General features: G+C 71.4%; 20 protein-coding genes. 6 read left to right on the plus strand and 14 right to left on the minus strand.

Annotated features, from left to right (window positions below; translation table 11 throughout):
• Positions 1–97: 97 nt before the first annotated feature.
• The 6 genes from ACFYRX_RS29080 to ACFYRX_RS29105 form a co-directional block, all read right to left on the minus strand.
• Positions 98–1,057 (minus strand): threonine/serine dehydratase, encoded by a 960-nt coding sequence (locus tag ACFYRX_RS29080; protein ID WP_389105729.1) that lies wholly within the window; start codon positions 1,055–1,057, stop codon positions 98–100.
• A gap of 72 nt (positions 1,058–1,129) precedes the next feature.
• Positions 1,130–2,119: a polyprenyl synthetase family protein gene (locus ACFYRX_RS29085; protein ID WP_389105732.1), complete on the minus strand. Its 990-nt coding sequence runs from the start codon at positions 2,117–2,119 to the stop codon at positions 1,130–1,132.
• Entirely contained in the window at positions 2,116–3,156 is a 1,041-nt protein-coding gene (locus ACFYRX_RS29090; RefSeq protein ID WP_389105734.1) for a tetratricopeptide repeat protein, read from the minus strand. The genes ACFYRX_RS29085 and ACFYRX_RS29090 overlap by 4 nt, the downstream gene beginning before the upstream one ends.
• Before the next feature lie 169 nt (positions 3,157–3,325).
• Entirely contained in the window at positions 3,326–4,003 is a 678-nt protein-coding gene (locus ACFYRX_RS29095; protein WP_389105736.1) for an AIM24 family protein, read from the minus strand.
• 90 nt (positions 4,004–4,093) lie between these two features.
• Positions 4,094–5,518: a CAP domain-containing protein gene (locus ACFYRX_RS29100; RefSeq protein ID WP_389105739.1), complete on the minus strand. Its 1,425-nt coding sequence runs from the start codon at positions 5,516–5,518 to the stop codon at positions 4,094–4,096.
• 87 nt (positions 5,519–5,605) lie between these two features.
• Positions 5,606–6,799 carry a serine hydrolase domain-containing protein gene (locus ACFYRX_RS29105; protein WP_389105741.1) on the minus strand — a complete coding sequence of 398 codons (1,194 nt, stop codon included), beginning with the start codon at positions 6,797–6,799 and terminating at the stop codon, positions 5,606–5,608.
• Positions 6,800–6,890: 91 nt separating this feature from the next.
• On the opposite strand from ACFYRX_RS29105, the gene ACFYRX_RS29110 reads away from it, so the two are divergent.
• From ACFYRX_RS29110 to ACFYRX_RS29125, 4 genes are read left to right on the plus strand one after another with little or no spacing between them, the layout of a single operon-like run.
• Complete coding sequence (locus ACFYRX_RS29110; RefSeq protein WP_389105744.1) at positions 6,891–8,063, plus strand: ROK family protein; 1,173 nt, start codon at positions 6,891–6,893, stop codon at positions 8,061–8,063.
• A gap of 30 nt (positions 8,064–8,093) precedes the next feature.
• Positions 8,094–9,872 (plus strand): alpha-galactosidase D, encoded by a 1,779-nt coding sequence (locus ACFYRX_RS29115; protein WP_389105746.1) that lies wholly within the window; start codon positions 8,094–8,096, stop codon positions 9,870–9,872.
• Between the two features lie 20 nt (positions 9,873–9,892).
• Positions 9,893–12,226 carry a glycoside hydrolase N-terminal domain-containing protein gene (locus ACFYRX_RS29120; protein ID WP_389105748.1) on the plus strand — a complete coding sequence of 778 codons (2,334 nt, stop codon included), beginning with the start codon at positions 9,893–9,895 and terminating at the stop codon, positions 12,224–12,226.
• On the plus strand, positions 12,223–13,428 hold the full coding sequence (locus ACFYRX_RS29125; RefSeq protein WP_389105750.1) for an SGNH/GDSL hydrolase family protein: 1,206 nt from the start codon (positions 12,223–12,225) through the stop codon (positions 13,426–13,428). Before ACFYRX_RS29120 ends, ACFYRX_RS29125 begins: the two co-directional genes overlap by 4 nt.
• A 7-nt stretch (positions 13,429–13,435) precedes the next feature.
• Here the strand turns inward: ACFYRX_RS29125 and ACFYRX_RS29130 are convergent, their stop codons facing one another.
• The 5 genes from ACFYRX_RS29130 to ACFYRX_RS29150 all read right to left on the minus strand — a co-directional run bounded on the left by ACFYRX_RS29130 (position 13,436) and on the right by ACFYRX_RS29150 (position 20,446).
• A complete protein-coding gene (locus ACFYRX_RS29130; RefSeq protein ID WP_389105752.1) occupies positions 13,436–16,375 on the minus strand; it encodes an AAA family ATPase in 2,940 nt (979 codons plus the stop codon).
• Positions 16,376–16,488: 113 nt separating this feature from the next.
• Entirely contained in the window at positions 16,489–16,842 is a 354-nt protein-coding gene (locus ACFYRX_RS29135) for a UBP-type zinc finger domain-containing protein (protein WP_389105754.1), read from the minus strand.
• Positions 16,839–18,296, minus strand: a complete 1,458-nt coding sequence (locus tag ACFYRX_RS29140) for an ATP-binding protein (RefSeq protein WP_389105757.1) — start codon at positions 18,294–18,296, stop codon at positions 16,839–16,841. Before ACFYRX_RS29140 ends, ACFYRX_RS29135 begins: the two co-directional genes overlap by 4 nt.
• The gene (locus ACFYRX_RS29145) at positions 18,293–19,969 is read right to left on the minus strand and encodes an FAD-dependent oxidoreductase (protein ID WP_389105760.1); all 1,677 of its coding nucleotides are present in this window, start codon (positions 19,967–19,969) and stop codon (positions 18,293–18,295) included. The genes ACFYRX_RS29140 and ACFYRX_RS29145 overlap by 4 nt, the downstream gene beginning before the upstream one ends.
• 123 nt (positions 19,970–20,092) lie before the next feature.
• Positions 20,093–20,446 (minus strand): VOC family protein, encoded by a 354-nt coding sequence (locus tag ACFYRX_RS29150; protein WP_389105763.1) that lies wholly within the window; start codon positions 20,444–20,446, stop codon positions 20,093–20,095.
• A 60-nt stretch (positions 20,447–20,506) separates the two neighbouring features.
• Between ACFYRX_RS29150 and ACFYRX_RS29155 the strand changes: the two genes are divergently transcribed.
• The gene (locus ACFYRX_RS29155) at positions 20,507–21,379 is read left to right on the plus strand and encodes a universal stress protein (protein ID WP_389105765.1); all 873 of its coding nucleotides are present in this window, start codon (positions 20,507–20,509) and stop codon (positions 21,377–21,379) included.
• 1 nt (position 21,380) lies between these two features.
• Here ACFYRX_RS29155 and ACFYRX_RS29160 read toward each other — a convergent pair whose 3' ends face one another.
• The 3 genes from ACFYRX_RS29160 to ACFYRX_RS29170 form a co-directional block, all read right to left on the minus strand.
• A complete protein-coding gene (locus tag ACFYRX_RS29160) occupies positions 21,381–22,622 on the minus strand; it encodes a DUF4032 domain-containing protein (protein ID WP_389105768.1) in 1,242 nt (413 codons plus the stop codon).
• Between the two features lie 41 nt (positions 22,623–22,663).
• Positions 22,664–23,410, minus strand: a complete 747-nt coding sequence (locus ACFYRX_RS29165) for an MBL fold metallo-hydrolase (protein WP_389105770.1) — start codon at positions 23,408–23,410, stop codon at positions 22,664–22,666.
• A 175-nt stretch (positions 23,411–23,585) separates the two neighbouring features.
• Positions 23,586–24,215: an alpha-ketoglutarate-dependent dioxygenase AlkB gene (locus ACFYRX_RS29170; RefSeq protein ID WP_389105771.1), complete on the minus strand. Its 630-nt coding sequence runs from the start codon at positions 24,213–24,215 to the stop codon at positions 23,586–23,588.
• 122 nt (positions 24,216–24,337) lie between these two features.
• On the opposite strand from ACFYRX_RS29170, the gene ACFYRX_RS29175 reads away from it, so the two are divergent.
• Positions 24,338–24,976, plus strand: a complete 639-nt coding sequence (locus ACFYRX_RS29175) for a TetR/AcrR family transcriptional regulator (protein WP_389105775.1) — start codon at positions 24,338–24,340, stop codon at positions 24,974–24,976.
• Positions 24,977–24,988 lie beyond the last annotated feature (12 nt).

A 24,988-nucleotide genomic window follows, 5' to 3' on the forward strand; every position in this document is an offset into this window, starting at 1 on the left:
AAATCCCCAACCGATGGAATCCGCTTTCCTGCCGTTCACTTTCTGACTCACAAGTCAGTAGAACGGCCAGGTGAAGGATCGAAGCCGAGCATTTTTCTCAGCGCAGCCCGAACTGTTCGGCCCACGCCATGACATCCGTGGTGGTCGTGTTGCCGCCGCACACGACGAGGCCCAGCCGACAGCCGTCCCCGGCCCGCTCCAGCACCCGCCGGGCAGCGGGCAGAAGGCAGCCGGCCGCCGGTTCGCTCCACACCTTGGCATGGTCGGCGAGGTCGAGGCAGCCCTGTACGGCCTCCCGGTCCGGGACCACGAGGACCTCGGTGACGTGAGCCGCCACATGGTCGTACGTCAGCTGCGAGACGGACGGGGCGCTCAGCGTGGACGAGAGGGAGGACAGCGCGACCGGCACCGGCCCGCCCGCCACCAGGGCCCGGGACATGGCCTCGGCACCCTCCGTCTCCACACCCCAGACCCGGACACCCGGACGACGTGCCCGCAGCGCCGCCGCGACCCCGGCGATCAGCCCGCCGCCCCCGACACTGACGAGGACGTCGGTCAGGTCGCCCGCGTCATCGGCGAACTCCAGCCCCACCGTGCCCTGCCCGGCGATCACCACCGGGTCGTCGAAGGGGTGGACCAGCGTCAGCCCCTCGTCGCGCAGCAGGTTCACCAGCGAGAACGCACCGTCCATGTCGTCCGTCAGCCGTAGCGACGCACCGGCCGCCGCCACGATCTCCACGGACCGGGAGGGTGCCGAACGCGGCATCACCACCGTCGCCTTGACGTGGAGGGCCGCGGCCATGTGGGCCAGGGCGATCCCGTGGTTGCCACCGCTCACCGCCACCACCCCGGCCGCCCGCTCCGCCTCGCTCAGCGACAGCAGCTTGGCCGTGGCCCCACGGACCTTGAACGAGCCGGTGCGCTGGAGCTGTTCGAGCTTGACGGTGACGGGAGCACCGAGCAGCGCGGACAGGCCGGGGCTCGGCAGAGTGGGCGTGCGTACGACGTGTCCGGCGATCCGCCCGGCCTGCTGCTCGATCTCCGCGATCCCGATCAAGATGGTCGTCCTTCCGAAGGAGAGAGGTCGTCTCGAACCCTGTCCTCACGGATGGCGCCGGTCAACTCGGCATCAGAGGTCGCGGCGCAGGAGGTAGTCCAGCAGTGGCCGCAGTTCGTGCGCCGGGTCGGCGGCCGCGAGGTGACGGCGGGCCTCGGCGAGGGCGGCCGCTCTGCCACCGCACTCCTCGATCAGGTCCGCGATCTCGGACAGGGGCCCGTCCGCTTCCAGGAGCCGCGCCAGGTGTGCGGCCGCAGGTGCCGTCGAGTCGAGAGCGGCCAGCACCGGGAAGGTCTTCCTGCGCTCCCGCAGATCGCCGTGCACGGGCTTCCCGGTGACCAGGGGATCGCCCCAGATGCCCAGGACGTCGTCGACGATCTGGAACGCGATCCCCAGGTGCCGCCCAGTCAGGTCCATCGCGGTCACCGTGGCCGGGGGCGCCCCGCCGAGCAGGGCGCCCAGTGCCGCGGCGCAGCCCAGCAGCGCGCCGGTCTTGTGCTCGGCCATGGTCCGGTACTCGTCCGGGCGCACCCGCTCCGGCCCCCTCCAGGGACGCGTGGCGAACAGCAGGTCGTCCGCCTGCCCGCGCACCAGGTCGGACAGAGCGACGGACAGGCGCCGCACGGCGGGCGGCCCGGTGTCGGCCAGGGTCTCGACGGTCAGGGTCTCGACAGCAAGGGCGAACAGGGCGTCGCCCGCGAGGACCGCCGGACCGGTGCCGTAGGCCTTCCACACCGAGGGGCGGCCACGTCGGGCCTTGTCTCCGTCCATGATGTCGTCGTGGAGCAGGGAGAACACATGCACCAGTTCCACCGCGACCGCCGCGGGCACCCCGGCCCGTCCGGGAGCACCGGACGCCTCGGCGCCCAGGACGGCGAGGGCCTGCCGGACCCCCTTGCCGCCGGACGCCACGGTCGGGGCGCCGCCGACCTCGCACCAGCCCAGGGAGTACGCGGCCATCTCGGCCACCCAGGGATGCAGTGTGCCGACCGCTTCCCGGAGCGCCGGTCGCACCAACTCGCGGCAACGGGCGAGGACATCGGGAACAACGACCGTCGTCACCGTACCGACTCCGTCCGCACACCGAACTCCTCCTGGGCGCGCGCCACCATCTCCCGCGCGTGCCGCAACCCGGTCCGCTCCAACGTGCGGGCCAGATCGTCCAGTTCGGCCGCGGTCTCGGCGCGGTCGCGGCCCAGCCGGGCCAGGGACTTGGCCAGCCCCAGCCGCGCCAGTGCATCCCCGCGCGGTTCACTCATGACGCGGAACTCCGCCAGCGCCTGCTCGTAGAGCTCGCGGGCCTCGGAGCAACGGCCGGCGCGGTAGAGGACGTTGCCGCGCATCTTGTGGTTGTAGGCCAGCGCACTGGACAGGTTCATCGCCCGGCACATCGTCTCCGCCTCCGACAGCAGGGTGAGGGCCCGCTCGGTGTCGCCGTCCCGTACGGAGGCGAGGTCGGCGAGCCCGCGCAGCGCCCAGGCGTGACCGCGCCGGTCGTCGGCGGCCACGGCGATCGACGCCGCCTCCTCGAACATGGCGAACGCGGTGTCGTAGGACCCGGTGTTGCGGTGCATCTGCGCGATGCCCGACAGCGCCCACACCGTGTGCCGTGCCTCCCCGCGCCGCCGTGCCTCGGCCAGCAGCTGCTCGTGCAGCCGGCCCACGGCCTCGTAGTCGCCCTGGATGCGGCCGGTCTCGGCGAGACCCGCCAGGGAGTAGCCGCGGACGACGACGTCGCCGCCCCGCTCGCCGAGCTCGGCCGCGAGCGCCAACAGCCGCCGGGCGAGGGCGAATCCGCCGCGCTGTCGGGCCAGCGTGCCACCGCTCCACAGCGCCCAGGCCATCGCCCCGGTGTCCCCGGCCCGCCGGGCGGACCGGTAGCTCGCCTTCCAGGCGAGGTCCGCGTCGGCGATCCGGCCGAGCCGGCGCTGCGCCTCGGCGACCGCGAGCCCGGAGCGGGCCGCCTCCCCGTGCCGGCCGGCCCGCTCGGCCGCTCTCAACTGCTCGGTACCGGCGGCCAGTACGTCGTCCAGCGAGGAGTTCACGGAGAGCGCGGTGAGGGCGCCCTGGTACTCCGGGGCGAATGCCTTGCCGTACATGCATGCCTTTCCGTCCGTATACACCACATCTATACATGCGACGTATACATGCTGTGCATAGTGCCTCGAAAATGAGCCCCGGCCGGGGCCGGGGCGTCATCTGTTGCCGGTCAAGACGTGGACGGAGCGGGCGGGGTTGCCTGTGAGGCGCAGATCACTGCGCGGGGTCTCAGTGCTGCTGGGCCTTCTGCGGGGTCGCCTCACTCGGCCGGACGACGACGTAGCCCGACCCCTGGAGCATCAGCTGCACCGCCTCACCGGAACCGCCGCGCAGCATCGACCCGATGGACTGCGAACGGTGCAGTGAGGTCGCGAGGCCCGCGGTCCAGCCGACGACCGCGTCCGTGTCGACGTACACCGGAAACTCCGCGGACACCGGGATCACCAGGGGGTTGCCCTCGCAGACCAGCCCGAGCCTGCCGTGTCCCGTGAAGACGCTGTTGAACAGGCCGCCGCCGGCGATGCCCGCCCCCTTCACGGTCGCGATCCGGTACGCCAACGAGGCGTCGAAACACAGGACGTTGCGCCCGTTGACCGTGAACTCGTCGCCCGGTTCCACGTCGACGACGAAACAGTTCTGGGCCTCGTGGGCGAACCAGGCCTCGCCCTGACCGCGCACCGCCATCAGCGGCAGGCCCTCACCGGTGACGGCCCGTTTGAGCATGCCGCCGACTCCCTGGCCCTTGCGCTCGAACTCGAGATTGCCCCGGTAGGCGACCATCGCCCCCTGACGCGCGTGCATCTCGCCGTTCACCGTGTACCGGATGCACTTGGCATTCTCGACCGTCATGCCCGGCGCGGTGGCGGGCTGGACCATGTGCTCACTGGAAAAGAGGTCACCCTTCATGGAGGCATCCTGGCCCGGAGGGAACCCCTCCGCCAAGATCGCGTACCGGATGGCGTGTTCGGGGCGCGCCCGTTCGCTTCCGCGGACTGCTCAGGCGCCGAACAACTGCGTCCAGTACGTGCCCGCGGGGCCGCCGCCCGCGAAGCCGATGCCGATATGGGTGAAGGCGGGTTTGAGGATGTTGGCGCGGTGGCCGGGACTGTTCATCCAGCCTTCCACGACCTCGGCGGCGGAGCGCTGGCCGCAGGCGATGTTCTCCCCGATCGAACGCCGGGTGGAGCCCGCTGCGGCGGCCCGGTCCCAGGGCTGGGTGCCTTCGGGCGAGGTGTGGGAGTAGAAGGCGCGGGCGGCCATGTCGGTGCTGTACGCCTGCGCGGCGCGGGCGAGGAGGGGGTCGACGGCGAGCGGCGGCAGACCTGCCCCGGCGCGCTCCCGGTTGGTGAGGGCGACGACCTCGTCGACGGTCCCGGCCAGGCCGCCGGGCGTGAGGGGCCTCGCCCACAACGCCGTCCAGTACGTGTCGCCGGAGCGGCCGCCGCCGACGTACGCCATGCCGACGTCGGTGACGGCCGGGTCCTGCAGGGTCCGCCGGGGCTGCTCGGTGCGCAGGCAGTACTCGACGAACTCGGACGGGTCGCGGGGGCCGGAGACGAGGTGTTCGCCGACCGCGATGTACATGTATCCGGTGGCGGTGACCCGCTGGAAGACGGAGACGCCGTCCGGGCCCTCGACGCCGAGGCGACCGGCGGAGGCCATGGCGCGGGCGTGCGCGCGGGCCGCTTCGGTGAGCCGGGGATCGTGGGACACGGGGGCCGAACCGGCCCTGCTACGAGCGGAGTTGACCAGGGTGAGGAAGTCGGCGAGATCGGCGGAGGGCGCTGCCGCCGTGGGGGAGTAGGGGCCGGGAGCAGCCGGTCGGGGCCCGCTCGGCACCGCGAGGGCCGGGGGAACCGGTGCACGAGGGAACGCCGGAACAGCGGCCTGACGTGGCCCCGGCGCCGTGACCGACGCGGAAGGCGCCGTGGCCGTCGGCGTGTCGTCGACCACGTCCACCCCGAAGTCCCGCGCCAGGCCCGCCAGCCCGTCCGCGTACCCCTGTCCCAGCGCCCGCAGCTTCCAGCCGTCGCCGCGCCGGTAGATCTCCGCGAGCAGCAGCACGGTCTCCTGCCGTGGCCGCGGTGGCGCGAACCGGGCGAGCGGGCGGCCTCCCGCCCCGGTGACCTGGAGCACCGGGGCGGGCAGCCGGCCCAGGGGAGTGGCGGGGTCGGCCGGGCTCACGACCACCGTGACCCGCGCGGCACCCGCGCGCAGCCGCCGGGGATCGACGGTGAGCGTGTCGCCGACGAGCCGGGCGCCGGGAGCGGACGGCTGGTTGTAGAACACGAAGTCGGCGTCGCCCCCGACTTTGCCGCCCTCGTCCAGGACGAGGGCGGACACGTCGAAGGGGCCGGGAACCCGCACGGTGACAGCCCCGTCGGGCAGGGGCAGATTGCCTCCGGGGACCAACTCGCTCATCGTGCCGCCCTGGTGTCGTCGTCCAAAGGCAGGAACGCGCACCAGGTCACAGGGGTTCCCGGCCCGGCCGAAACCTCCGGCCCGGACTCAGTCCAGCGCGACCGCCGGCGCCACGTCCTCGTGCCGCTCCACCGGAGCCTTCCCGCGCGGGGCCCTCGCCGCCTTGCCGCAGAACGCGGAGTCCAGGGTGCGCAGCATGGTGGTGAGGACCGTGCCGTTGTTGGACGTGTTGGCGACCGCGGCGAGAGCGCGCTTGCCGTCCTTCGAGGCGAACGCGTACGTGTAGAAGCCCTGCACGGCACCTGTGTGGCCGTACACCGAGACACCGCACGACAGATCGCGACGGCGCAGCCCGAGTCCGTACGCCTGCCCGGTGCCCGACGGCGCCCACCGCTCCATCTGCGCCAGTTGGGCGGCCGAGGTCAGCCGGCCGCCCAGCAGGGCGGACAGGAACGTGTTGAGGTCCCGGGTGCTGGAGATCAGCGCGCCCGCGCTCTGCGCCCACGACACGGTCTGCTCGGTCGCGTCGACGAGCGGGGCGCCCGCCTGGTCCGGGGTGAGGTAACCACGGGCATGACGGCCCGGGATCTTCATGCCTGGATGCACATAGAACGTGTCGCGCAGCTTCAGCGGCTCGATGATCCGGTTCTGGTACTCGGTCCGCACCGGGTTCCCGGTCAGCTTCTCGACCAGCATGCCGGCGACCACGAAGTTGGTGTTCGAGTACGAGTACACCGCGCCCGGCGCGTTCGTGCGCGGTCGCCGCAGCGAGCGGTTCACCAGTTCCGTGGGGGTGAAGACCTTCTTGCGGACCGCCTCGAACCCGGAGACCGACTTGGCGAACATGTCGTTCGTGTAGTCGTACAGACCGCTGCGGTGACTCAGCACGTGCCGGACCGTGATCCGCTCGTCCGGCAGCAGTCCCGGCAGGTAGCGGTCGACCGGTGCGTCCAGCTTCAGCTTCTTCTCGTCCACCAGCTGGAGCAGCACCACGGAGGTGAAGACCTTGGTGACGCTGCCGATGCGGAACCGGTCGGCGTCGCCCATGGCCCGCCCCGTGGTCCGGTCGTCGACACCGACGGCGGCCCTGAACACCGCGCCCCGGTCGTCGATCCGGGCCATCGAACCCGGCGCGCCCTCCCGCACCGCCGACTGCAACACCCCGCGCAGCCCTGCCAGATCCACGTCGGGTCCCCGGGGTGCGGCCTGGGCGGGGGTCGCGAGGAGGGACAGCAGAACCGTCCCCGCCAACGTGCCACCGAGCACTCCTGCTGATCTCATCCGGCTCTTCTCCTTGACTGGACACAGCAACGGCACAGCAATCCTGCTTTTTTTATTGACGACGGAAAAGAACCCATCTAAGTTCGCGGCCATGCGCCAGACCCCTCGCGCCGAGACGTTCCCCGCCAACACACCCGCCGCCTCACAGGTGTTCACCACCGTCCTCTCCCAGGGCCCCCTCCCCCGTCTGGAGGTGGCCCGGCGTGTCGGATTGTCACCGGCCGCCGTCACCAAGGCGGTCCGGCCCCTCATCGAGGCCGGATACCTGGTCGAGGGCGCCGACGAGGAGGCCCGCCCGGCACTCGGGCGCCCCGCGAACCTCGTCCGGGTCGACGGCGGGCGGGCCCTGTTCATCGGCGTCAAGGTCACCGGTGACGAGATCATCGGCGTCCTCACCGACCTGTGCTGCCGTGTCCGCGTCGCACGGCACCTGCGACTGGCCGACCGCGACCCCAAGACGGTGCTCGCGGGCATCACGGACGTGGTCCAGCAACTCCTGGACCAGGCGGACAGTCCCACGGCCCCGGTGCTGGGCCTCGGCATCGCCGTCTCCGGTGACGTCGACCGGGGCGAGGGTACGGTCCGCTACTCGCCCTTCCTGGAGTGGCGTGACGTCCCGCTCGCCGAACTCGCCGCGATGACCACCGGGCTGCCAGTCACCGTCGACAACGACGTACGGGCCCTGACCGTCGCCGAGCAGTGGTTCGGCGCCGGCGTGGGGCTGTCCGACTTCGCCGTCGTGACCGTCGGCGCCGGCATCGGGTGCGGCCTGGTGGTGCACGGCCGCGTGGTCGCCGGGGCGCACGGAGTGGCCGGCGAGATCGGGCATGTGACCGTCGACCCGGCCGGTCCGCTGTGTCACTGCGGCAACCGCGGCTGCGTCGAGGCGATCGCGGGGGAGGCAGCGATCGTCCGGCAGATCCGTGAGGCCACCGGAGCCGAACTCACCGGCGCCGACCAGGCCCTGGCCCTCGCCCGCGAAGGCGTCGCCGGAGCCCGGGACGTGTACGCGCGCGCGGGCGAGGCGATCGGCCGGGGCATCGCCACCGTCGCCAACCTCCTCGGCCCCGAACGCGTGATCATCTCCGGCGAGGGGCTCGCCGCCTACGACCTGTTCGCCGAACAGATCCGCGACGCCTTCGTCGCGGCCGCCTTCGGCTCCGCCGCCCGGTGCGACGTCCGCACCCGCCCGCTGCCCTTCGACGAGTGGGCGCGCGGAGCCGCCGCCACCGCCATCCAGTCCTTCATCACCCCGAGCCGCTGAACACCCCAACACCCCCTGGAGGTAAGGCCCGTGCGGTCATCCTCGTACTTCGCCCTGCCCGCGAGAGCCCTGCTGGTGCTGGCCCTCATGGCGGTCGCCGTCCCCACGGCCCACGCCGCCGACACCCCCGCCCCCACCCTCGCCGCCAAGCCCTATATGGGCTGGACCAGTTGGAGCATGCAGTCGTCCAAGTACCCCGGCCTCAACCCGGACGGCGACTACAGCTACCTCACCGAGGCCAACGTCCTCAAGCAGACCGACGCCATGGCCGCCAAGCTGAAGACGTACGGCTACGAGTACGTCAACATCGACGCCGGCTGGTGGATGGACAAGACCTGGAAGTCCGGGTTCGACCAGTACGGCCGCCAGAAGCCCGACCCGGTCCGCTTCCCCAGCGGCATGAAGGCCGTCGCCGACCGCATCCACGCCAAGGGCCTCAAGGCCGGCATCTACCTCCCGGCGGGCCTGGAGAAAGCGGCGTACGGCGACGGGAAGACACCGGTCTGGAACGCCGACGGCTGCACCACCGCCGACGTCGTCTACGGCGACCTGCGCACCACCAACGGCTGGGACAGCGCGTACAAGCTCGACTTCTCCAAGCCGTGCACGGCCAAGTACATAGACTCCCAGGCACAGTTGATCGCCGACTGGGGCTATGACTTCCTCAAGCTCGACGGCGTCGGCCCCGGCTCGGGCAAGAGCGGCGACCAGTACGACAACGTTGCCGACGTGGCCGCCTGGAACAAGGCGATCGCCGCCACCGGACGCCCGATCCACCTCGAACTGTCCTGGTCCCTCGACATCGGGCACGCCGCCGACTGGAAGAAGTACTCGCAGGGCTGGCGGATCGACACCGACGTCGAGTGCTACTGCAACACGCTCGTCAGTTGGGAGAACTCCGTCGACGACCGCTGGGACGACACCCCGGCCTGGACCCGGCACGCCGGACCCGGCGGCTGGAACGACCTCGACTCCCTCGACGTCGGCAACGGCGCCATGGACGGCCTCACCAAGGCCGAACGGCAGAGCTACGCCACCCTGTGGGCCATCGCCAAGTCCCCCCTCTACACCGGCGACGACCTCACCCGCCTCGACTCCTACGGCCTCTCCCTGCTGACCAACCGCGAGGTCATCGCCCTCGACCAGGGCCCCAACCCGCCCGCACACCCCGTCACCCCGTCCGACCCCCAGCAGGTCTGGGCAGCGAAGAACCCCGACGGCACCTACACCGTCGCCCTGTTCAACCTGGCCGACGCCCCCGCCGCCGTCAGCGCCGACTGGTCCACCCTCGGCTTCACCGGTAACGCGGCCGTCCGGGACCTGTGGAACCACGAGAACCTCGGCACCTTCAAGAACAAGGTGACCCAGGCCCTGCCCGCCCACGGCTCCCGTCTCTTCACGGTCACCCCGCGCGGCACCGCCCTCGCCCTCACCGGCTACGAGGCCGAGTCCTCCACGAACACCCTCGGCGGCAACGCCTCCGTCGCCGACTGCTCCGCCTGCTCCCACGGAAAGAAGGTCGGCAACTTGTACCTCGGCGGCACCCTGACCTTCCGCGACGTCGTCGTCGCCAAGGCGGGCACCTACCAGATCAAGGTCTCCTACATCAGCGGTGACGCCCGCTCGGTGGACGTCTCGGCGAACGGCGGCGGCGCCACCCGGCACAAGCTCCCCTCCACCGGTGACTGGGGGACCGTGGCGAGCGTCTACGTGCCCGTGACGCTCAAGGCCGGCACCAACACGATCACCTTCGACAGCGGCACCGGCTACGCACCGGACATCGACCGGATCGACGTACCGAAGTCCTGACCGAGCCTCCAGGAGCCGCCATGACCCCCGCCCCGTCCAGACGCGGTGTCCTCGCCGCCACCGCCGCCGCAGGTGCCCTCACCGCCCTGCCGACGTACACAGCCGCCGCCGACACACCTGCCCGCTCCGGTGACACACGCCATGAACTCTGGTGGCAGGCCCCCGCCGACGAGCACTCGATGATCGAACAGGGACTCCCGGTCGGCAACGGCCGCCTCGGCGCCCTCGCGAGCAACGACCCCGGCCGTGAACTCCTCCTCGTCACCGACGCCACGATGTGGACCGGCGGTCTCAACGACACCCTCGACTCCGACGGTCAATTCCCCTACGGCCGCCAGGACTTCGGCTCCTTCACCCTGCTGGCCCGGCTCACCGTGGACATCCCCGACCACGACCTGTCCGCCGTCTCCGGCTACCGTCGCACCCTCGACCTGGCCAGGGGCGTGAACGGGGCGTCCTACGTCCGCTCCGGAGTGACCTACCGACGCGAGATCTTCGCCAGCCGCCCCGACGACGTCATCGTCCTGCACTTCAGCCAGAGCGGGGGAGGCCACTACACCGGCACGGTCACGCTGGAGGGAACACACGGCGAGGAGCCCGCGGTCTCCTTCGGGGCCACCCTCGCGAACGGCCTGAGATACGGCGCCGCCGTCACGGCCTACGGCACCGGCGGCCGCGTCCGCGTGGACGGGCCGCACATCACGTTCACCGGGTGCACGGACGTCACCGTGGTGCTGAGCGGCGGTACCGACTACGCGCCCGACGCGGCCGCCGGATTCCGGGACCCGTCCCTCGACCCCGAACGGCACGCGGTCACCACGGTCCGCAACGCCGCCCGCCACCCGGCGAAGACCCTGCTCCGCACCCACACCGCCGACCACCGGGCCCTGTTCGGACAGCTCGACGTCTCGCTCGGCACCTCCTCCGCCGAGCAGCGGGCCCTCGACACCTGGGAGCGGATCCGCGCCCGTGCCCGGGACGGTGAACCCGATCCCGAACTGGAGGCGCAGTACCTCCAGTTCGGCCGCTACCTGATGATCGCGGGATCGCGCGGCAGCCTGCCGCTGAACCTCCAGGGACTGTGGCTCGACGGCAACGACCCGGACTGGATGGGCGACTACCACACCGACATCAACATCCAGATGAACTACTGGGCGGCCGACCGCGCCGGCCTCTCGCAGTGCTTCGACACCTTCACCGACTACTGCGTCGCCCAGCTCCCGTCCTGGACCGATCTCACCCGCAGGCTGTTCAACGACCCCCGCAACCGCTACCGCAACTCCACCGGCAAGAACGCCGGCTGGACGGTCGCCATCTCCACCAACCCCTTCGGCGGGGGCGGCTGGTGGTGGCATCCGGCAGGCAACGCGTGGCTGTGCAACTCCCTGTGGGAGCACTACGAGTTCACCGCGTCGCGGGCCCATCTGGAGAAGATCTACCCCCTCCTGAAGGGCGCCTGCGAGTTCTGGGAGGCCCGGCTGCTGACCATGACCCTCCCGGGCACGTCAAGGGAGGTCCTCGTCGCCGACAGCGACTGGTCGCCCGAACACGGCCCCCTCGACGCCAAGGGCATCACCTACGCTCAGGAACTCGTGTGGGCCCTGTTCGGCAACTACTGCAATGCCGCGGTCCAGTTGAAGAAGGACACGGCGTTCGCCGCCACGATCGCCGGTCTCCGCAAACGCCTGTACCTGCCTGAGGTCAGCCCCACCACGGGCTGGCTGGAGGAGTGGATGTCCCCCGACAACCTCGGCGAGACCACCCACCGCCACCTGTCCCCGCTCGTCGGCCTCTTCCCCGGCGACCGCATCCGCCCCGACGGCTCCACCCCGGCCGACATCGTCAAGGGCGCCACCGCCCTGCTCACCGCACGCGGCACCGAGAGCTTCGGCTGGGCCAACGCCTGGCGCGCCCTGTGCTGGGCCCGGCTCAAGAACGCCGACAAGGCCTACCAGCTCGTGGTCAACAACCTGCGGCCCTCCAGCGGAGGCAGCAACGGCAGCGCCTTCAACCTGTTCGACATCTACCAGGTGGAAAAGGGCCGCGGAATCTTTCAGATCGACGCGAATCTGGGTACCCCCGCAGCGATGATCGAGATGCTGCTCTACTCCCGCCCCGGCCACCTGGAACTCCTGCCCGCCCTGCCCGACGCCTGGGCCGCCTCCGGCTCCCTCACCGGAGCGAACGCACGCGGCGGCTTCGTCGTCGACCTACGCTGGCGGGATGGGAAACCGACCGAAGCACGGATCCGGAGCGTCGGCGGCCGCACCACGACGGTCGCGCACGCCGGAAGCGCTCGCACGGTGACACTGAAGCCGGGTGCCACCGTCACCCTGAGGGGCTTCGACCGATGAGGCGCCGGACGGCCCGCAGGGCCCGGCTGATCGCCGTCACGGTCGTCGCCGCCGTGTTCCAGGCCACGCCCGCACCGGCCGCCGTCGGCCCGCCCGACGGGGTCATCACCTGGGGCGCGAGCGCCTACCGCATCGGCGAGTCGGTCGCCGACCGCGGCTACCGCATGGTCGTGCACACCAGCGTCGGCGGCCGGGACCCGCGCATCCGGCTCTCCAACGCCCTCGGGGACCGGCCGGTGACCTTCGACAGCGTCTACGCCGGACTCCAGCTCAAGGGTGCCGAGCTGGCGCGCGGCTCCAACCGGCGGCTCACCTTCGACGGCTCGTCATCCGTCACCCTGGAGCCGGGCACCACCGTGTACAGCGACCCGCTGCCCGGCCCACTGGCCGCCGGGTCGAACCTGGTCGTCAGCCTGCACACCCCAGACGCGGCGGGCCCGGTCACCGGGCACTCGATGGCCCTGCAGACCTCGTACGCCGCACAGGGCGACCACACCGCCGAGGAGAGCGGTGCACACTGGGGCGACATCGTCGGGTCGTGGTTCTACCTCGACGCCGTCTCGGTGCGCACGGCCGCCGCCACCGGTTCCGTGGTCGCGCTCGGCGACTCCATCACCGACGGCTGGCAGTCCACCGGCGACCTCAACCGCCGCTGGCCCGACTACCTCGCCCGCCGCCTCCAGAAAGCGCACACGGGAGTCAAGGGTGTGGCCAACGAGGGGATCTCCGGCAACAAGGTGCTGGCCGACGGCGCCGGGCCCAGCGCCCTGAACCGGCTGGACCGGGACGTGCTCTCCCAACCGGGCGTGCACACCGTCTTCCTCTTCGAGGGCGTCAACGACCTCAAGGCCCACTCCGGCGTCACCGCACAGGACCTGATCGACGGATACGGCGAGATCGTCGACCGGGCCCACGGCGCCGGCAAGTGCGTGGTCGTCTCCACCATCGCCCCCTTCAAGGGCTGGCCCGAATGGGACCCGGCCGCCGAGACCGTACGCCAGGAGGTCAACGCCTTCCTCAGGACCCACGGCGACGAGTTCGACGCGGTCACCGACTTCGACCACATCCTCCGCAGCCCCTACGACCACGAGCGGATGCTCCCCTTCTTCGACGGCGGGGACCACATCCACCCCAACGACAAGGGCATGCAGGCCATGGCGGACGCCGTCGACCTGAACAGCCTCGACTGCACACGTCACTGACGGGCCGTCAGCCGTCGGCCGCCGTCTCCGGGGCGATCAGCCCCGCTCGATAGGCGACGGCCACGGCTTCGGTACGGCTCGCCGCGCCCAGCTTGGCGAGGATGTTGGAGACGTGCACGCTCGCCGTCTTGCCGGTGATGAACAGCTCCTCGCCGATCTGGCGGTTGCTGCGACCCCTGGCCAGCAGCCGCAGCACGTCCTGCTCGCGGGCCGTCAGCAGGGACGCGGTGGGCGGGGCGTCGGCGAGCCGGCCGCGCCGGATCAGCTCGTCCGCCTGCTCGAGGAGCACCTTGGCGCCGAGCCGGGCGAACACCTCGCGAGCGCCGCGGGCCTCCGCAGCCGCCTCCTCGCGCCGGTCGGCCGCCAGGAGGGCCTCGGCGTACCGCAGCCGGCAGCGCGCCGGTTCGTACACGTCACCGAAGTCGAACGCGGCGACCGCCTTCGCCCACGCCTGAACATCCGGCCCCGACACGGCCCGCGTCCACTCCGCCTCGGCCCGGGCCAGCCACGCCTGTCCCTCCGGACCCTGCGGCACTCCGCCGTGCACGGCGATGGCCCTGGCCGGCTCCAGCAGCTCGGTCGCGGTCTCCGCCCACCGACGCGCACCTTCCTGGTCTCCCTTGAGACGCAGATCGCCGGCCCGGTCGGCGACCGCGGACAACGCGAGGGCGGCCAGCCGGATGGTGACGTGGGGAGGCGTGCCCGTGTCGTCGGTCAGCGCCGCGACGGTGGACCGCATCCGCTCCACGGCCTCCTCCGCCTGGCCCCGCAACGCCGCCGCCTCGGTCAGCGCGATGCCCGCGACGAGCGTGGCCATCCAGTCGAACGGCCCCTCCAGCAGTGCCCGGGCCCGGTCGGCGGCCGTGAAGTCGCCGCGTGCGAGCGCCACGTAGAGCGCGGGCGCGACCCTGTACCCACCGGCCGTGGGCAGCACCTCGGCATCGGTGCTCGCCGCCCGGACGCAGTCGTCCCAGCGGCCCAGCGTGTACAGCACCACCAGATGGAGGTAACGCATCTCCATCGGATACGGCGAGGACAGCAGCCCGGCCCTGCGGGCGCGGTCCAGTCCCTCCGTGATCCAGGGCAGACTCTCGTCCAGGTGCCCGGACTCGAAGGTGCCGATGGCGAGATTGAACAGGGCGCGCACCTCCACCGGCGCGTTGCCCGACCTGCGGGCCAGCTCCAGCGCCCGCCGCAGCCGCTCCCGCCCCTCCACCGAGCGACGGCCGTCGCCCTCGAGGACCGCCAGGGAGACCAACAGGTCCGCCTGGGCGTCGATCACGCCCAGCTCCTCCGCCCTGTCGAGGGCCTGCCGCGCGACCCGCAGCGCGGTCTCGTTGTCCCCGACATGGCGGGCCGCCAGCACATGGGTCGCCGCGGCCCACACCCAGGTACGGGACGGGGGATCGGCGGGGATCATGTCGAGGGCCTCGCTGCTGTAGGCGAAGGCCGCGGTGAGGTTGTCGACGGTCATCAGGTTCCCGGCGAGCGTGTAGCGCACCAGAGCGGCGAGTTCGGAGTCCGCCCCCTGTCCGACACCGGCGAGCGCGGCCCGCGTGAGCGACACCGCCCGGTGCAGTTCACCGGTGTGCGCGGCCGCCCCCGAGGCCCGCAGCATGAGCCGTACCCGGTCGACCCCCTCACCCGTGGGCCGCTCGGAAGCCTGCACCGCCGACCACAGGTCGAGGGCCGCCTCCAGATGCCGAAGCTCCTCGGCGGGCGCTCCCACCCGGAGCGCATGGTCGGCGGCCTCCAGCGAGGCGGCGAGCGCGGGAGCCAGATCATGGCTCTCCCGGTAGTGATGGGCCCGCTCCGCCGCGCTCTCGGCCCGGTGTCCCCGCCCGTCGAGCAGCCGGGCGAACCCGCCGTGCAGCCGCGCCCGCTCACCGGGCAGCAGATCGGCGTACACGGCCTCACGGGCCAGGGCGTGCCGGAACGCATAGGTGTCCCCGTCACCCGGCACCAGCACCTGCCGCCCGATGGCCTCTCTCAGCGCGGCCTCCAACTCCTCCTCGGGCAGCCGTACGGCGTCCCGCAACAGGTCGTGCTCGACGCGCCGCCCGGCCACGGCCGCAGAACGCAGCACCTGCTGAGCGGTGTCGGAGAGCTGCTCGAAACGGATCAGCAGCACGTCGGCGAGCCCGCTGGGCACTCCACCGTCCCCACTGCCCGTGGCCGCGAGCAGTTCCTCGGCATAGAAGGCGTTGCCCTCGGCACGCTCGACGATCCGCCGCACGGTGGTGTCCGGCAAGGGGCCTTCCCGCAGTGCCCGCACCAGCCGCGCCACCTCGGCGTCGCCCATGGGCCGCAGCTCCAGCCGCTCGACGGCGGGCAGCCGCACCAGCTCGGCGAGCAGCGGACGCAGCGGATGACGCCGGTGCAGGTCGTCGGCCCGGTAGGAGGCGAGCACCGCCAGCCGATGCGTGGGCGCCCCGCCCGCCGCCCGCTGCAAGATCCCCCGGCTGAGCAGGAACCGCAACAGATCCCGGGACGACTGGTCCGCCCAGTGCAGATCCTCCAGGACGAGGAGCAGGGGAGTGATGTCCGCCAGATCGGCGAGCAGCCCCGCGATCCCCTCGAACAACCGAAGCCGCCCACCGGAGTCCCCTGGAGACCCCCCGCCCAGCAACCGCTCCACAACCGGATGGGACGAGACGACACCGGAGAACCGCTCATCACCGGCCAGCACACCCAACACCTCGGTGAACGGCAGATACGGCAGCCCGACATCCCCGAGATCCACACAGTGCCCGGTGAGCACGGTCATCCCGCCCGCAGCGGCCCGTCCCATGACTTCGTCGAGCAACCGCGTCTTGCCCACCCCGGCGTCCCCGGCGACGAGCACAGCCCGGGCCTCCCCGCCCCGGGCCCGCTCCAGCACCCCGGAAAGCCGGTCAAGCTCGTCTTCGCGCCCGATGAGCGGCGTACTGATGGAGATCTGCGACACGACTACATCCTGGCACTTCGCACTGACAACCGGTGGACCCGCTCAGGGGCGCGGGGAACTGCGCGACCAGCCACAACGCACCAGCAGCCGCCGGCGGACAGGCCGCCCCGAGCTCATCGGCGAAGCACTCGCGCCCAATTCTCCGGCACTCGCCCCGCCGGCCCGGGCGAAGGCTGCCCCACCGGATGACTTGCGGGCGCAGCCAACTCCGGTCCCGCCTCGAACATGTCGCTGGTCTCGAAGTTCCAGAACCACTCCTCGCCCGGTTCGAAACTCTGTACCAGAGGATGGCCCGTGTCCCGGAAGTGCCCGGTCGCGTGCTGCCCGGGCGAGGAGTCGCAACACCCCACGTGCCCGCATTGAGCGCACCGTCGCAGATGGAACCACCATCCACCCGCCGTATCGCACTCCACACACCCGTCGCCGCTGGGCGCCACGCTCGGGTCGATCCCCTTGATGTCGGTCACTCGGGCTCCTCGGTCGTGTCGTTGTCCGCGGCGGTCAGCGGAAGCAGCACCTGGAATCGGGTGTCCCCGGGCGACGACTCCACCTGCAGCGATCCGTGGTGCTTGTTGACCACGATCCGCCAGGAGATGTCGAGCCCGAGCCCCGTCCCCTCGCCCACCGGCTTGGTGGTGAAGAACGGATCGAAGATACGCCCGCGGATGTCCTTCGGCACCCCGGGCCCGGTGTCCCGGAACTCCACCAGCAGCCGGTCGTGGTCGAGAGCGGTCCGGACGGTCAAGGTGCCTTCCCCGCCCACGCTGTTGACGGCCTGCACCGCGTTGTCGATCAGGTTCGTCCACACCTGGTTGAGCTCGGCGGGATAGGCCGGGATCCGCGGCAGTGTCCGGTCGTAGTCCTTGACCACCTTGATCTGCGGCCCGATCTTCCCGGAGAGCATCAGCAGCGTGCTGTCGAGGAGTTCGTGCACGTCGGCCACCTGATAGGGCGCCCGGTCCAGCTGCGAGTACTGCTTGGCCGCGTCGACGAGATGGGAGATCCGGGCCGTGGAGTCGTTGATCTCGTCCATCAACAGCTCGGTCTCGACCGTGTAGTTGAGCCAGCCGATCGCGTTCGGCAGGATCTCCTCGTCCACGGCCGACGCGATCTGGTCCAGCCAGTCCACGTCGAGGCCGGCCTGCACGAAGGTGGGGGCGATCCGCCAGCCGTCCTGGATGCCGTGGTCGTCGAGCCAGTCACTGAGGGTGTCCTCGCGGTCGGACGCCTCCAGCGGGCTCAACACGGGTGCCTTGGCGACCCGTTCGGCGGTGCGCTCCTGGATGTCGATGAGGTTCGCCATCACCTCGGGGCTGTAGGCCCCCTGGGCGATGACGGCGAGCTTGTGCCGCATCTTGCCGACCCGCTCCCGCAGCGTCGCCGTGGCCCGTACGGCCGCCGCGGCGGGGTTGTTGAGCTCGTGCGTGAGCCCCGCCGACAACGAGCCCAGCGCCAGTAGCCGTTCACGCTGCCCGATGGCCCGCTGGGTGCTCTTCGAACCGAAGAAGAGCCCCTCCAGCAGGTGGACCGCCAGCGGGTACCACTCCTGCATGAAGTCCGAGAACTTCAGACTCGGCAGTACGAAGAACCGCGTGGGCTCGGTGACCCGCATGGAGTTGTTGTAGACCTGCGGCACCCGGTCGCCCAGATACGCCTGCATCGACCCCGCGTAGACGCCCTGCTGGGAGGTACGGCTGACCTCGACGTCGTCGCCGCCGACCCGGCGCGAGAGCACGACCGTGCCCTCGATCATCACGTAGAAGCAGGTGGCGGGCTCGCCCTCGGTGTAGACGGGGCCGGGTTCGAACCTCTCCACCCGCCCCGCGGCGCACAACTGCCCCAACTGCTCCGGGGGCAGCTTCTCGAACAGGAACAGCGCCCCGATCTCCTCGGGGCTGCACGGCATCATCTGCCCGCTCATGACTGCTCCAGATACCGGTGGACGAGCATCACGGCCATGGCTCCCTCTCCGACGGCGGACGCGACCCGCTTCGCGGACTCGGCGCGCGCGTCGCCCGCGACGAACACACCGGGAATGTTGGTCTCCAGGTGGTAGGGCGGCCGGTCCAGCTCCCACTGCGCCGGCGGCCGCCCGTCGGGGGTGAGGTCGGGGCCGGCCAGGATGAACCCGCGCTCGTCCCGCAGCACCGTACCGTCCAGCCAGCCGGTCAGCGGGGCCGCGCCGATGAAGACGAACAACCACTGCGTGTCGACGAGTTCGGTCTCCCCGGTCTCGATGTCGCGCAGGGTGAGCTGCTCCAGGTGGTCGGAGCCGTGCGCGGACTCCACGACGGTACGCGCGCGTACCGAGATGTTGGGAGCCTCCTCGATCTGCTGGATCAGATAGTGCGACATCGACGCGGCGAGGTCGGGACCGCGCACCAGCAGGGTCACCGACTTGGCGCCCCGGGACAGGTACATCGCCGCCTGTCCCGCGGAGTTGGCGCCACCGACGATGTAGATGTCCTGCCCCTGGCAGGACGCGGCCTCGGTGAGCGCCGAGCCGTAGAACACCCCGCACCCGGTCAGTTCCTCGCAGCCGGGCGCCTGCAGCTGCCGGTACGACACACCGGTCGCCAGGATCACGCTGTGTGCGGACACCGTCGACCCGTCCGAGAAGCGCACGGTGCGGGCCGCGCCGTTGACCTCCAGGCCCGCCACCTCGCGGGCGGTCAGGATCTCGGCGCCGAACTTGGTCGCCTGGCGCCGGGCCCGGTCGGTGAGCTGACCTCCCGACACACCGTCGGGGAAGCCCAGGTAGTTCTCGATGCGTGAGCTCTGCCCGGCCTGTCCGCCGGTCGCCGAGCGCTCCACGAGGACGGTCCGCAGCCCCTCCGAGGCCCCGTACACCGCCGCTCCGAGCCCGGCAGGACCGCCGCCGATGACGACGAGGTCGTAGAAGTCCGCGGTCGGCGTCGTGGCGAGGCCCACGTGGGCGGCCAGATCCGGCGCATCCGGCTCGACCAGGGGCAGGCCGTCCGCGGTGATCACCACCGGCAGCCGCTGCCCGTCCTGCCCCGCGGCGGCCAGCAGCCGCTGCCCCTCGGGCTCGTCCGTCGAGTACCAGCGGTAGGGCACCTGGTTGCGGGCCAGGAACTCGCGTACGTCCGAGGAGCGCGCCGACCAGCGGTGTCCGACCACCTTGGTGGCGGGCACCGGGCGGTAGTCGCTGCACCGCCACGCCTCCAGGAGGTCGTCCAGGACCGGGTAGAGCTTCTCCTCGGGCGGGTCCCACGGCTTGAGCAGATAGTGGTCCAGATCGACGACGTTGATCGCGTCGATCGCCGCGCTGGTGTCCGCGTACGCGGTCAGCAGCACACGGCGGGCCCCCGGATACACGTCCAGGGCCTGTTCCAGGAACTCGATGCCGTTCATCTGGGGCATGCGGTAGTCGGCCAGGATCACGGCTACGAGGTCGCCGCGCAGTTTCAGTTCCCGCAGCGCCTCCAGCGCGGACTCACCGGACTCCGCGCGCACGATCCGGTACGACTCGCCGTAACGCCGCCGCAGATCGCGGGCGACGGAACGGGAGACCCCCGGGTCGTCGTCCACGGTCAGGATGACGGTCCGCGCTGATTCGGCGGCCTGTGCCATACGTCTCCCACCCCGAGCGGTCGGCTTTCAGAGCACGGTGTCGCCGTCGTCACCGGCCCGGTCCAGGCCATCGTATGTTCGATCCATGCGCCGCGCGCGCAGGTATGGCTGACCCTGCCGGGGTCAGGCTCGGCGCTCGCCCAGCACGCAGAACTCGTTCCCCTCCGGATCCATCAGCGTCACCCAGGGCTGCTCGCCCTGCCCCACGTCCGCGTGCCGGGCGCCCAGGGCGAGAAGGCGGGTGACCTCGGCTTCCTGGTCGTCCGGCCGGAAGTCGAGATGGAGCCGGTTCTTGACGGTCTTCGCCTCCGGCACCGGTACGAAGAGCACTCCCGGCAACCGGTCCTTCTCGGGGCGGATCTCGAACTCGTCCGGAGTGTCCTCGACCACCACCCATTCCAGCGCCTTCGCCCACCAGCGCCCGAGGGCGACGGGGTCGGCCGAGTCCACGATGACTTGCTCCCATTCCAAGGCCATGGAGGCAGCGTAGTGAAGACTGGGCCCCACCGACGTGACCGCGAACAGGAAGGCCAGCGCATGACGCGCCCGATCACCGCAGGCATCGACGCAACCGAGGAGAGCCTCGCGGCACTCGGGTGGGCCGCCCGGGAGGCGGTCCGGCGAGGGACCGGGTTGCGGGTGGTGCACGCGTGGCGGTTCGAGCCGTACGAGGGGATCGACGCGGGGGACCGGGACACCCAGGCAGGCTGGGCCGGGGACGCCACGGCCGAGGCCGTGCGGGCCGTCGTCGGACGGCACCCGGGACTCGACGTGTCCACCGACGTCCTGGAGGGCGACAGCGTCGACGTGCTGGTCGCCGCCGCTGCCGACGCCGAACTGATGGTCCTGGGCTCCCGCGGACACGGGCCCGTCGTCGGCTTCCTGCTGGGCTCGGTGGGGCAGCAGGTGATCGCCGAGGCGGCCCGGCCCGTCGTCCTGGTGCGCGCCGGTGACCAGGCCACAGCCGAGGCCGCGGGCCGCGAGATCGTCGTGGGCCAGGAGGGCGACCCGCAGGACAGCGCCGCCGCCCTGCGGTTCGCCTTCGAGACGGCGGCGGCCCGGGGCGCCACGGTGCGTGCCGTACGGGCCTGGACGCTGCCGCCGGTGTTCGCCTACAGCCCCGGTTCGCTGAAGCTCCTCGACGAGGCCGGGGGCCTGGAACCGTACGAGAAGAAGGCCCTCGCCTCGGCGCTCCAGCCGTGGCGGGAACGCTTCCCGGACGTCCCGGTCGTCGAGCACGTGGAGATGGGCAGTGCCGGGCAGGTGCTGCTGTCGGTGACCGCGCGCGCCCAGCTGATGGTCGTCGGCCGCCGGGCTCGTCGTACCGCGGTGGGCGCCCGGATCGGCTCGGTCGCCCATGGCGTGCTGCACCACGCGGACTGCCCGGTGGCCGTGGTGCCGCACGTCTGAGTCAGTCCGCGGTGGCGGGGGTGGGCTGGAGCGTCTCCCGTGTCTTGGGAAGGATGTTGTTGATGTACTCGTCGACGGCCGTGTCCAGCCCGATGTCGTGCTGGGCACGCTCCGACAGGTACCAGCGGTGCTCCAGCAGCTCGTGGTAGATCTCGGCCGCGTCCATGGAGCCGCGCAGTTCGAGCGGTACGGCCCGCACGGTGGGCCGGAAGACGTCCCGCACCCACCGGTGCGCGAGGACCTCGGGACGGGCGCCGAGGGGGTCGCCCGGGGCGTAGTCGTCCTGGGTGGCCATCCAGCTCTCCAGGTCGCTCAGCAGCCGCCGGGCCTGGTTCTCCTCGGTGTCGAGACCGGTCAGGCGCAGCAGCTGGCGCTGGTGGTGGCCCGCGTCCACGACCTTCGGCACGAAGGTGACCGTGTCGCCGTTCGCCGCGTGCTCGATCTGCATCTCGGCCACGTCGAAGCCGAGTTCGTTCAGACGCCGGATCCGGCGCTCGATGAAGTGGTACTTGCCCGCCGGATACACGGACCTGCGGGTCAGTTCCTCCCACAGGCTGGCGTAGCGCGAGCAGATCTCCATGCCGAACTCGATCGCGTCCACGGAGGGGTGCAGCGCCCCGGACGCCTCCAGGTCGAGCAGCTCGCCGCTGATGTTGACACGGGCGAGGTCGAGGTCGTAGTCCCGCTGCCCGTTGCTGAGCTGCGGATGCAGGTCGCCGGTCTCGGCGTCCACCAGATAGGCCGCGTAGGCGCCCGCGTCGCGGCGGAACAGGGTGTTGGACAGGGAGCAGTCGCCCCAGGCGAACCCGGCCAGGTGCAGACGGACCAGGAGGACGGCCAGGGCGTCCATCAGGCGGTGCATGGTGGCGGGCCGCATGGTCGTCTCGAACATCGAGCGGTACGGCATCGAGCCGCCGAGGTGCCGGGTGATCAGCACCGGTTCCAGGGGGGCGTCGCCGCCGTCGGTGCGCCCGGTGACCACGGCCAGCGGGTCGACCGCGGGAATCCCGAGCCGGTCCAGGTCGCGCAGCAGTTCGTACTCGCGCAGCGCCGGGCGTTCGGCGAGCTCCTTCACGGCGATGACCTCGTCGCCGGCCCGGGCGTAGCGCACCACGTGGCGGGAGATGCCGCGCGGCAGCGGGACCAGGACCTCTTCCGGCCACTCCTCCAGCGGCAGGTGCCACGGCAGTTCCAGCAGGAGCGCGGGATGCTCCGGGTTCGTAGCGCTGATCTGCAGTGCCATGGCTGATCTGTCCTTGTCTCGCCGGTGATCGTCACCTCACCTTAGAGTGCGCGGTCCCTGGCCTGAAGTGCCGCCTCACGGACCGGACCGCGGTGGGCGGGACCGTGCCCGGGCAGCATCAGTTCGCCGTCCAGTTCCGCGAACACGTCGAGGGAGGCCACGGCCCTGGCCCGCTCGTGGTGGAACATGTCGGGCAGCAGCTGGGGTCCCTTGATCCGCGAGGTCGGGTGGGCGCTCACCAGGCCGTCGCCGGAGATCACCACCCCGCGCTCGGGGAGGTGGAAGGCGCAGTGCCCGTCGGTGTGGCCCGGCGTGTGCACGGGCACGGGCCGGCCCGGCAGATCGAGGGCGCCCTCCGCCGGGAACGGCTGCGGGGAGGCCACCGGCACATGGGCCGTGCCGCCCGAGCGGATCGCGTGCACCGCCCATGGCAGCACACCGGGCCGCCAGCCGTTCTTCAGGACCGTGCCCACGGTCACCTGGTGCAGGAACTCCCGCCGCGCGTGCGGCACTTCGGCCTCGTGCAGATACACCGGGGTGCCGTAGGCCCCGCGCAGGTACTCGGCGGAGCCGAGGTGGTCGTTGTGGGCGTGCGTGATGAGTACGGCCGTGACCGCCTCCGGTGAACTCCCCACCTCCGCAAGGGAGGCGAGCACCTGCTCGCGGTCGCCCGGATAGCCGGTGTCGACCAGCGTGGCGGAGTCCCCCTCGGTCAGGATCACCCAGTTGGTGTTGCTGCCGTGCACCAGATAGGTGCCGTCCGCGACTTGCTGCACGCCCGCGCTCATGATCGCCCCGCCCGATGAGTCCCTGCCCGACGGCACACAGCAAAGCAGACGCTCAGGCGAACCGGAGCGGCGGGTACCGGTCCTCCAGCCGTCAACTTCCGTAAGACGAGGCTGCCTCCGGCGCCGTCCGCCGGAGGCAGCCCCCGCGCGCGGCCGAAGCAGCCGCCTCTCTGCCTCAGCGCACGCCGTGCGGGCGGAACTGGACGCTGATGCGCGGTCCCGTCGCGCGCGTGGTCTTCGGTACGGCGTGCTCCCAGGTGCGCTGGCAGGAGCCGCCCATCACGATCAGGTCGCCGTGTCCCAGCGGCCGCCGGACCGTGTCCAGGCCGCCGCGGACCGGGCGCAGCAGCAGATCCCGGGGCGCGCCCACGGAGAGGATGGCGACCATCGTGTCCTCCCGGGCGCCCCGCCCGCTCCGGTCGCCGTGCCAGGCGACGCTGTCCCGGCCGTCCCGGTAGTGGCACAGCCCGGCCGTGGCGAACGGCTCGCCCAGCTCGTCGGCGTAGTGCGCGGTGAGCGCCTCGCGGGCCTCGGTGAGGACGGGGTGGGGCAGTTCGTCGTCCGCGCCGTAGAAGGAGAGCAGGCGCGGTACGTCGACGACGTGGTCGTACATGGTGCGGCGCTCCGCCCGCCACGGCACCTCGGCGGCCAGTTGTTCGAAGAGGCTGTCGGAGCCGCCGAGCCATCCGGGCAGCACGTCGATCCAGGCGCCGAACCCGAGCACGGTACGGCGGATCCCGTCGAGGGGGCCGAGCCGGAGCTGGTCGGTCTGGTCGAAGAGGGAGCCCTGGAGGTGCGCGGTCATGGATCCAGCGTACGCCTGATTCGAAAATCTGTTCCCATTAAATTCCTTCGAGTGTTCGACTCTTTCGATACATCGCTGTATCCGATACATTCGCGTATCGAACGGAGGGCGGAGGGGCCGACATGGCGGAGGGCACGTTGGTGGAGGAGACGACCAGGCGCGTGACCAGGCGCCGGGTCCGCACGCGCGCCAATCTCCTCGAAGCGGCCTTCGCGGTCTTCGCCGCCAAGGGCTTCGGGCGCGTGTCGATCGAGGAGGTCTGCGAGGCCGCCGGCTACAGCCGGGGCGCCTTCTACTCGAACTTCGACAGCCTCGACGAGCTCTTCTTCGCCCTGTACCAGCAGCGCGCCGACCTCATCGCGGAGCAGGTCTCCGGGGCCCTCGCCCTCGACGGACCCGGCCTCGACGTGCCGGCCGCCGTCGACCGGGTCACCGAAGTACTCCTCCTCGACCGGGACTGGCTCCTGGTGAAGACCGACTTCCTGGTGCACGCCGCCCGCGCGCCCGAGGTCGCCGAGACCCTGCTCGGACACCGGGCGCGGCTCAGGCGGGCGATCGCCGACCGGCTGGCACGCACGCGTGGGGACGCCGAACTGCCCGCAGTACTGACCGACGTCGAAGGTGCCGCCCACGCCGTGGTCGCCGCCTACGACGGGGTCACCGTCCAACTGCTGCTGGACGCGGACGTGGAGCGTGCCCGCGTCTGGCTCAAGCAACTGCTCACCGCGCTGCTCACCGACGGCAGCGACACCACCGCATGAGGGAAGGGACGG

Source organism: Streptomyces sp. NPDC005374, assembly GCF_042872225.1.
Lineage (GTDB): Bacteria > Actinomycetota > Actinomycetes > Streptomycetales > Streptomycetaceae > Streptomyces.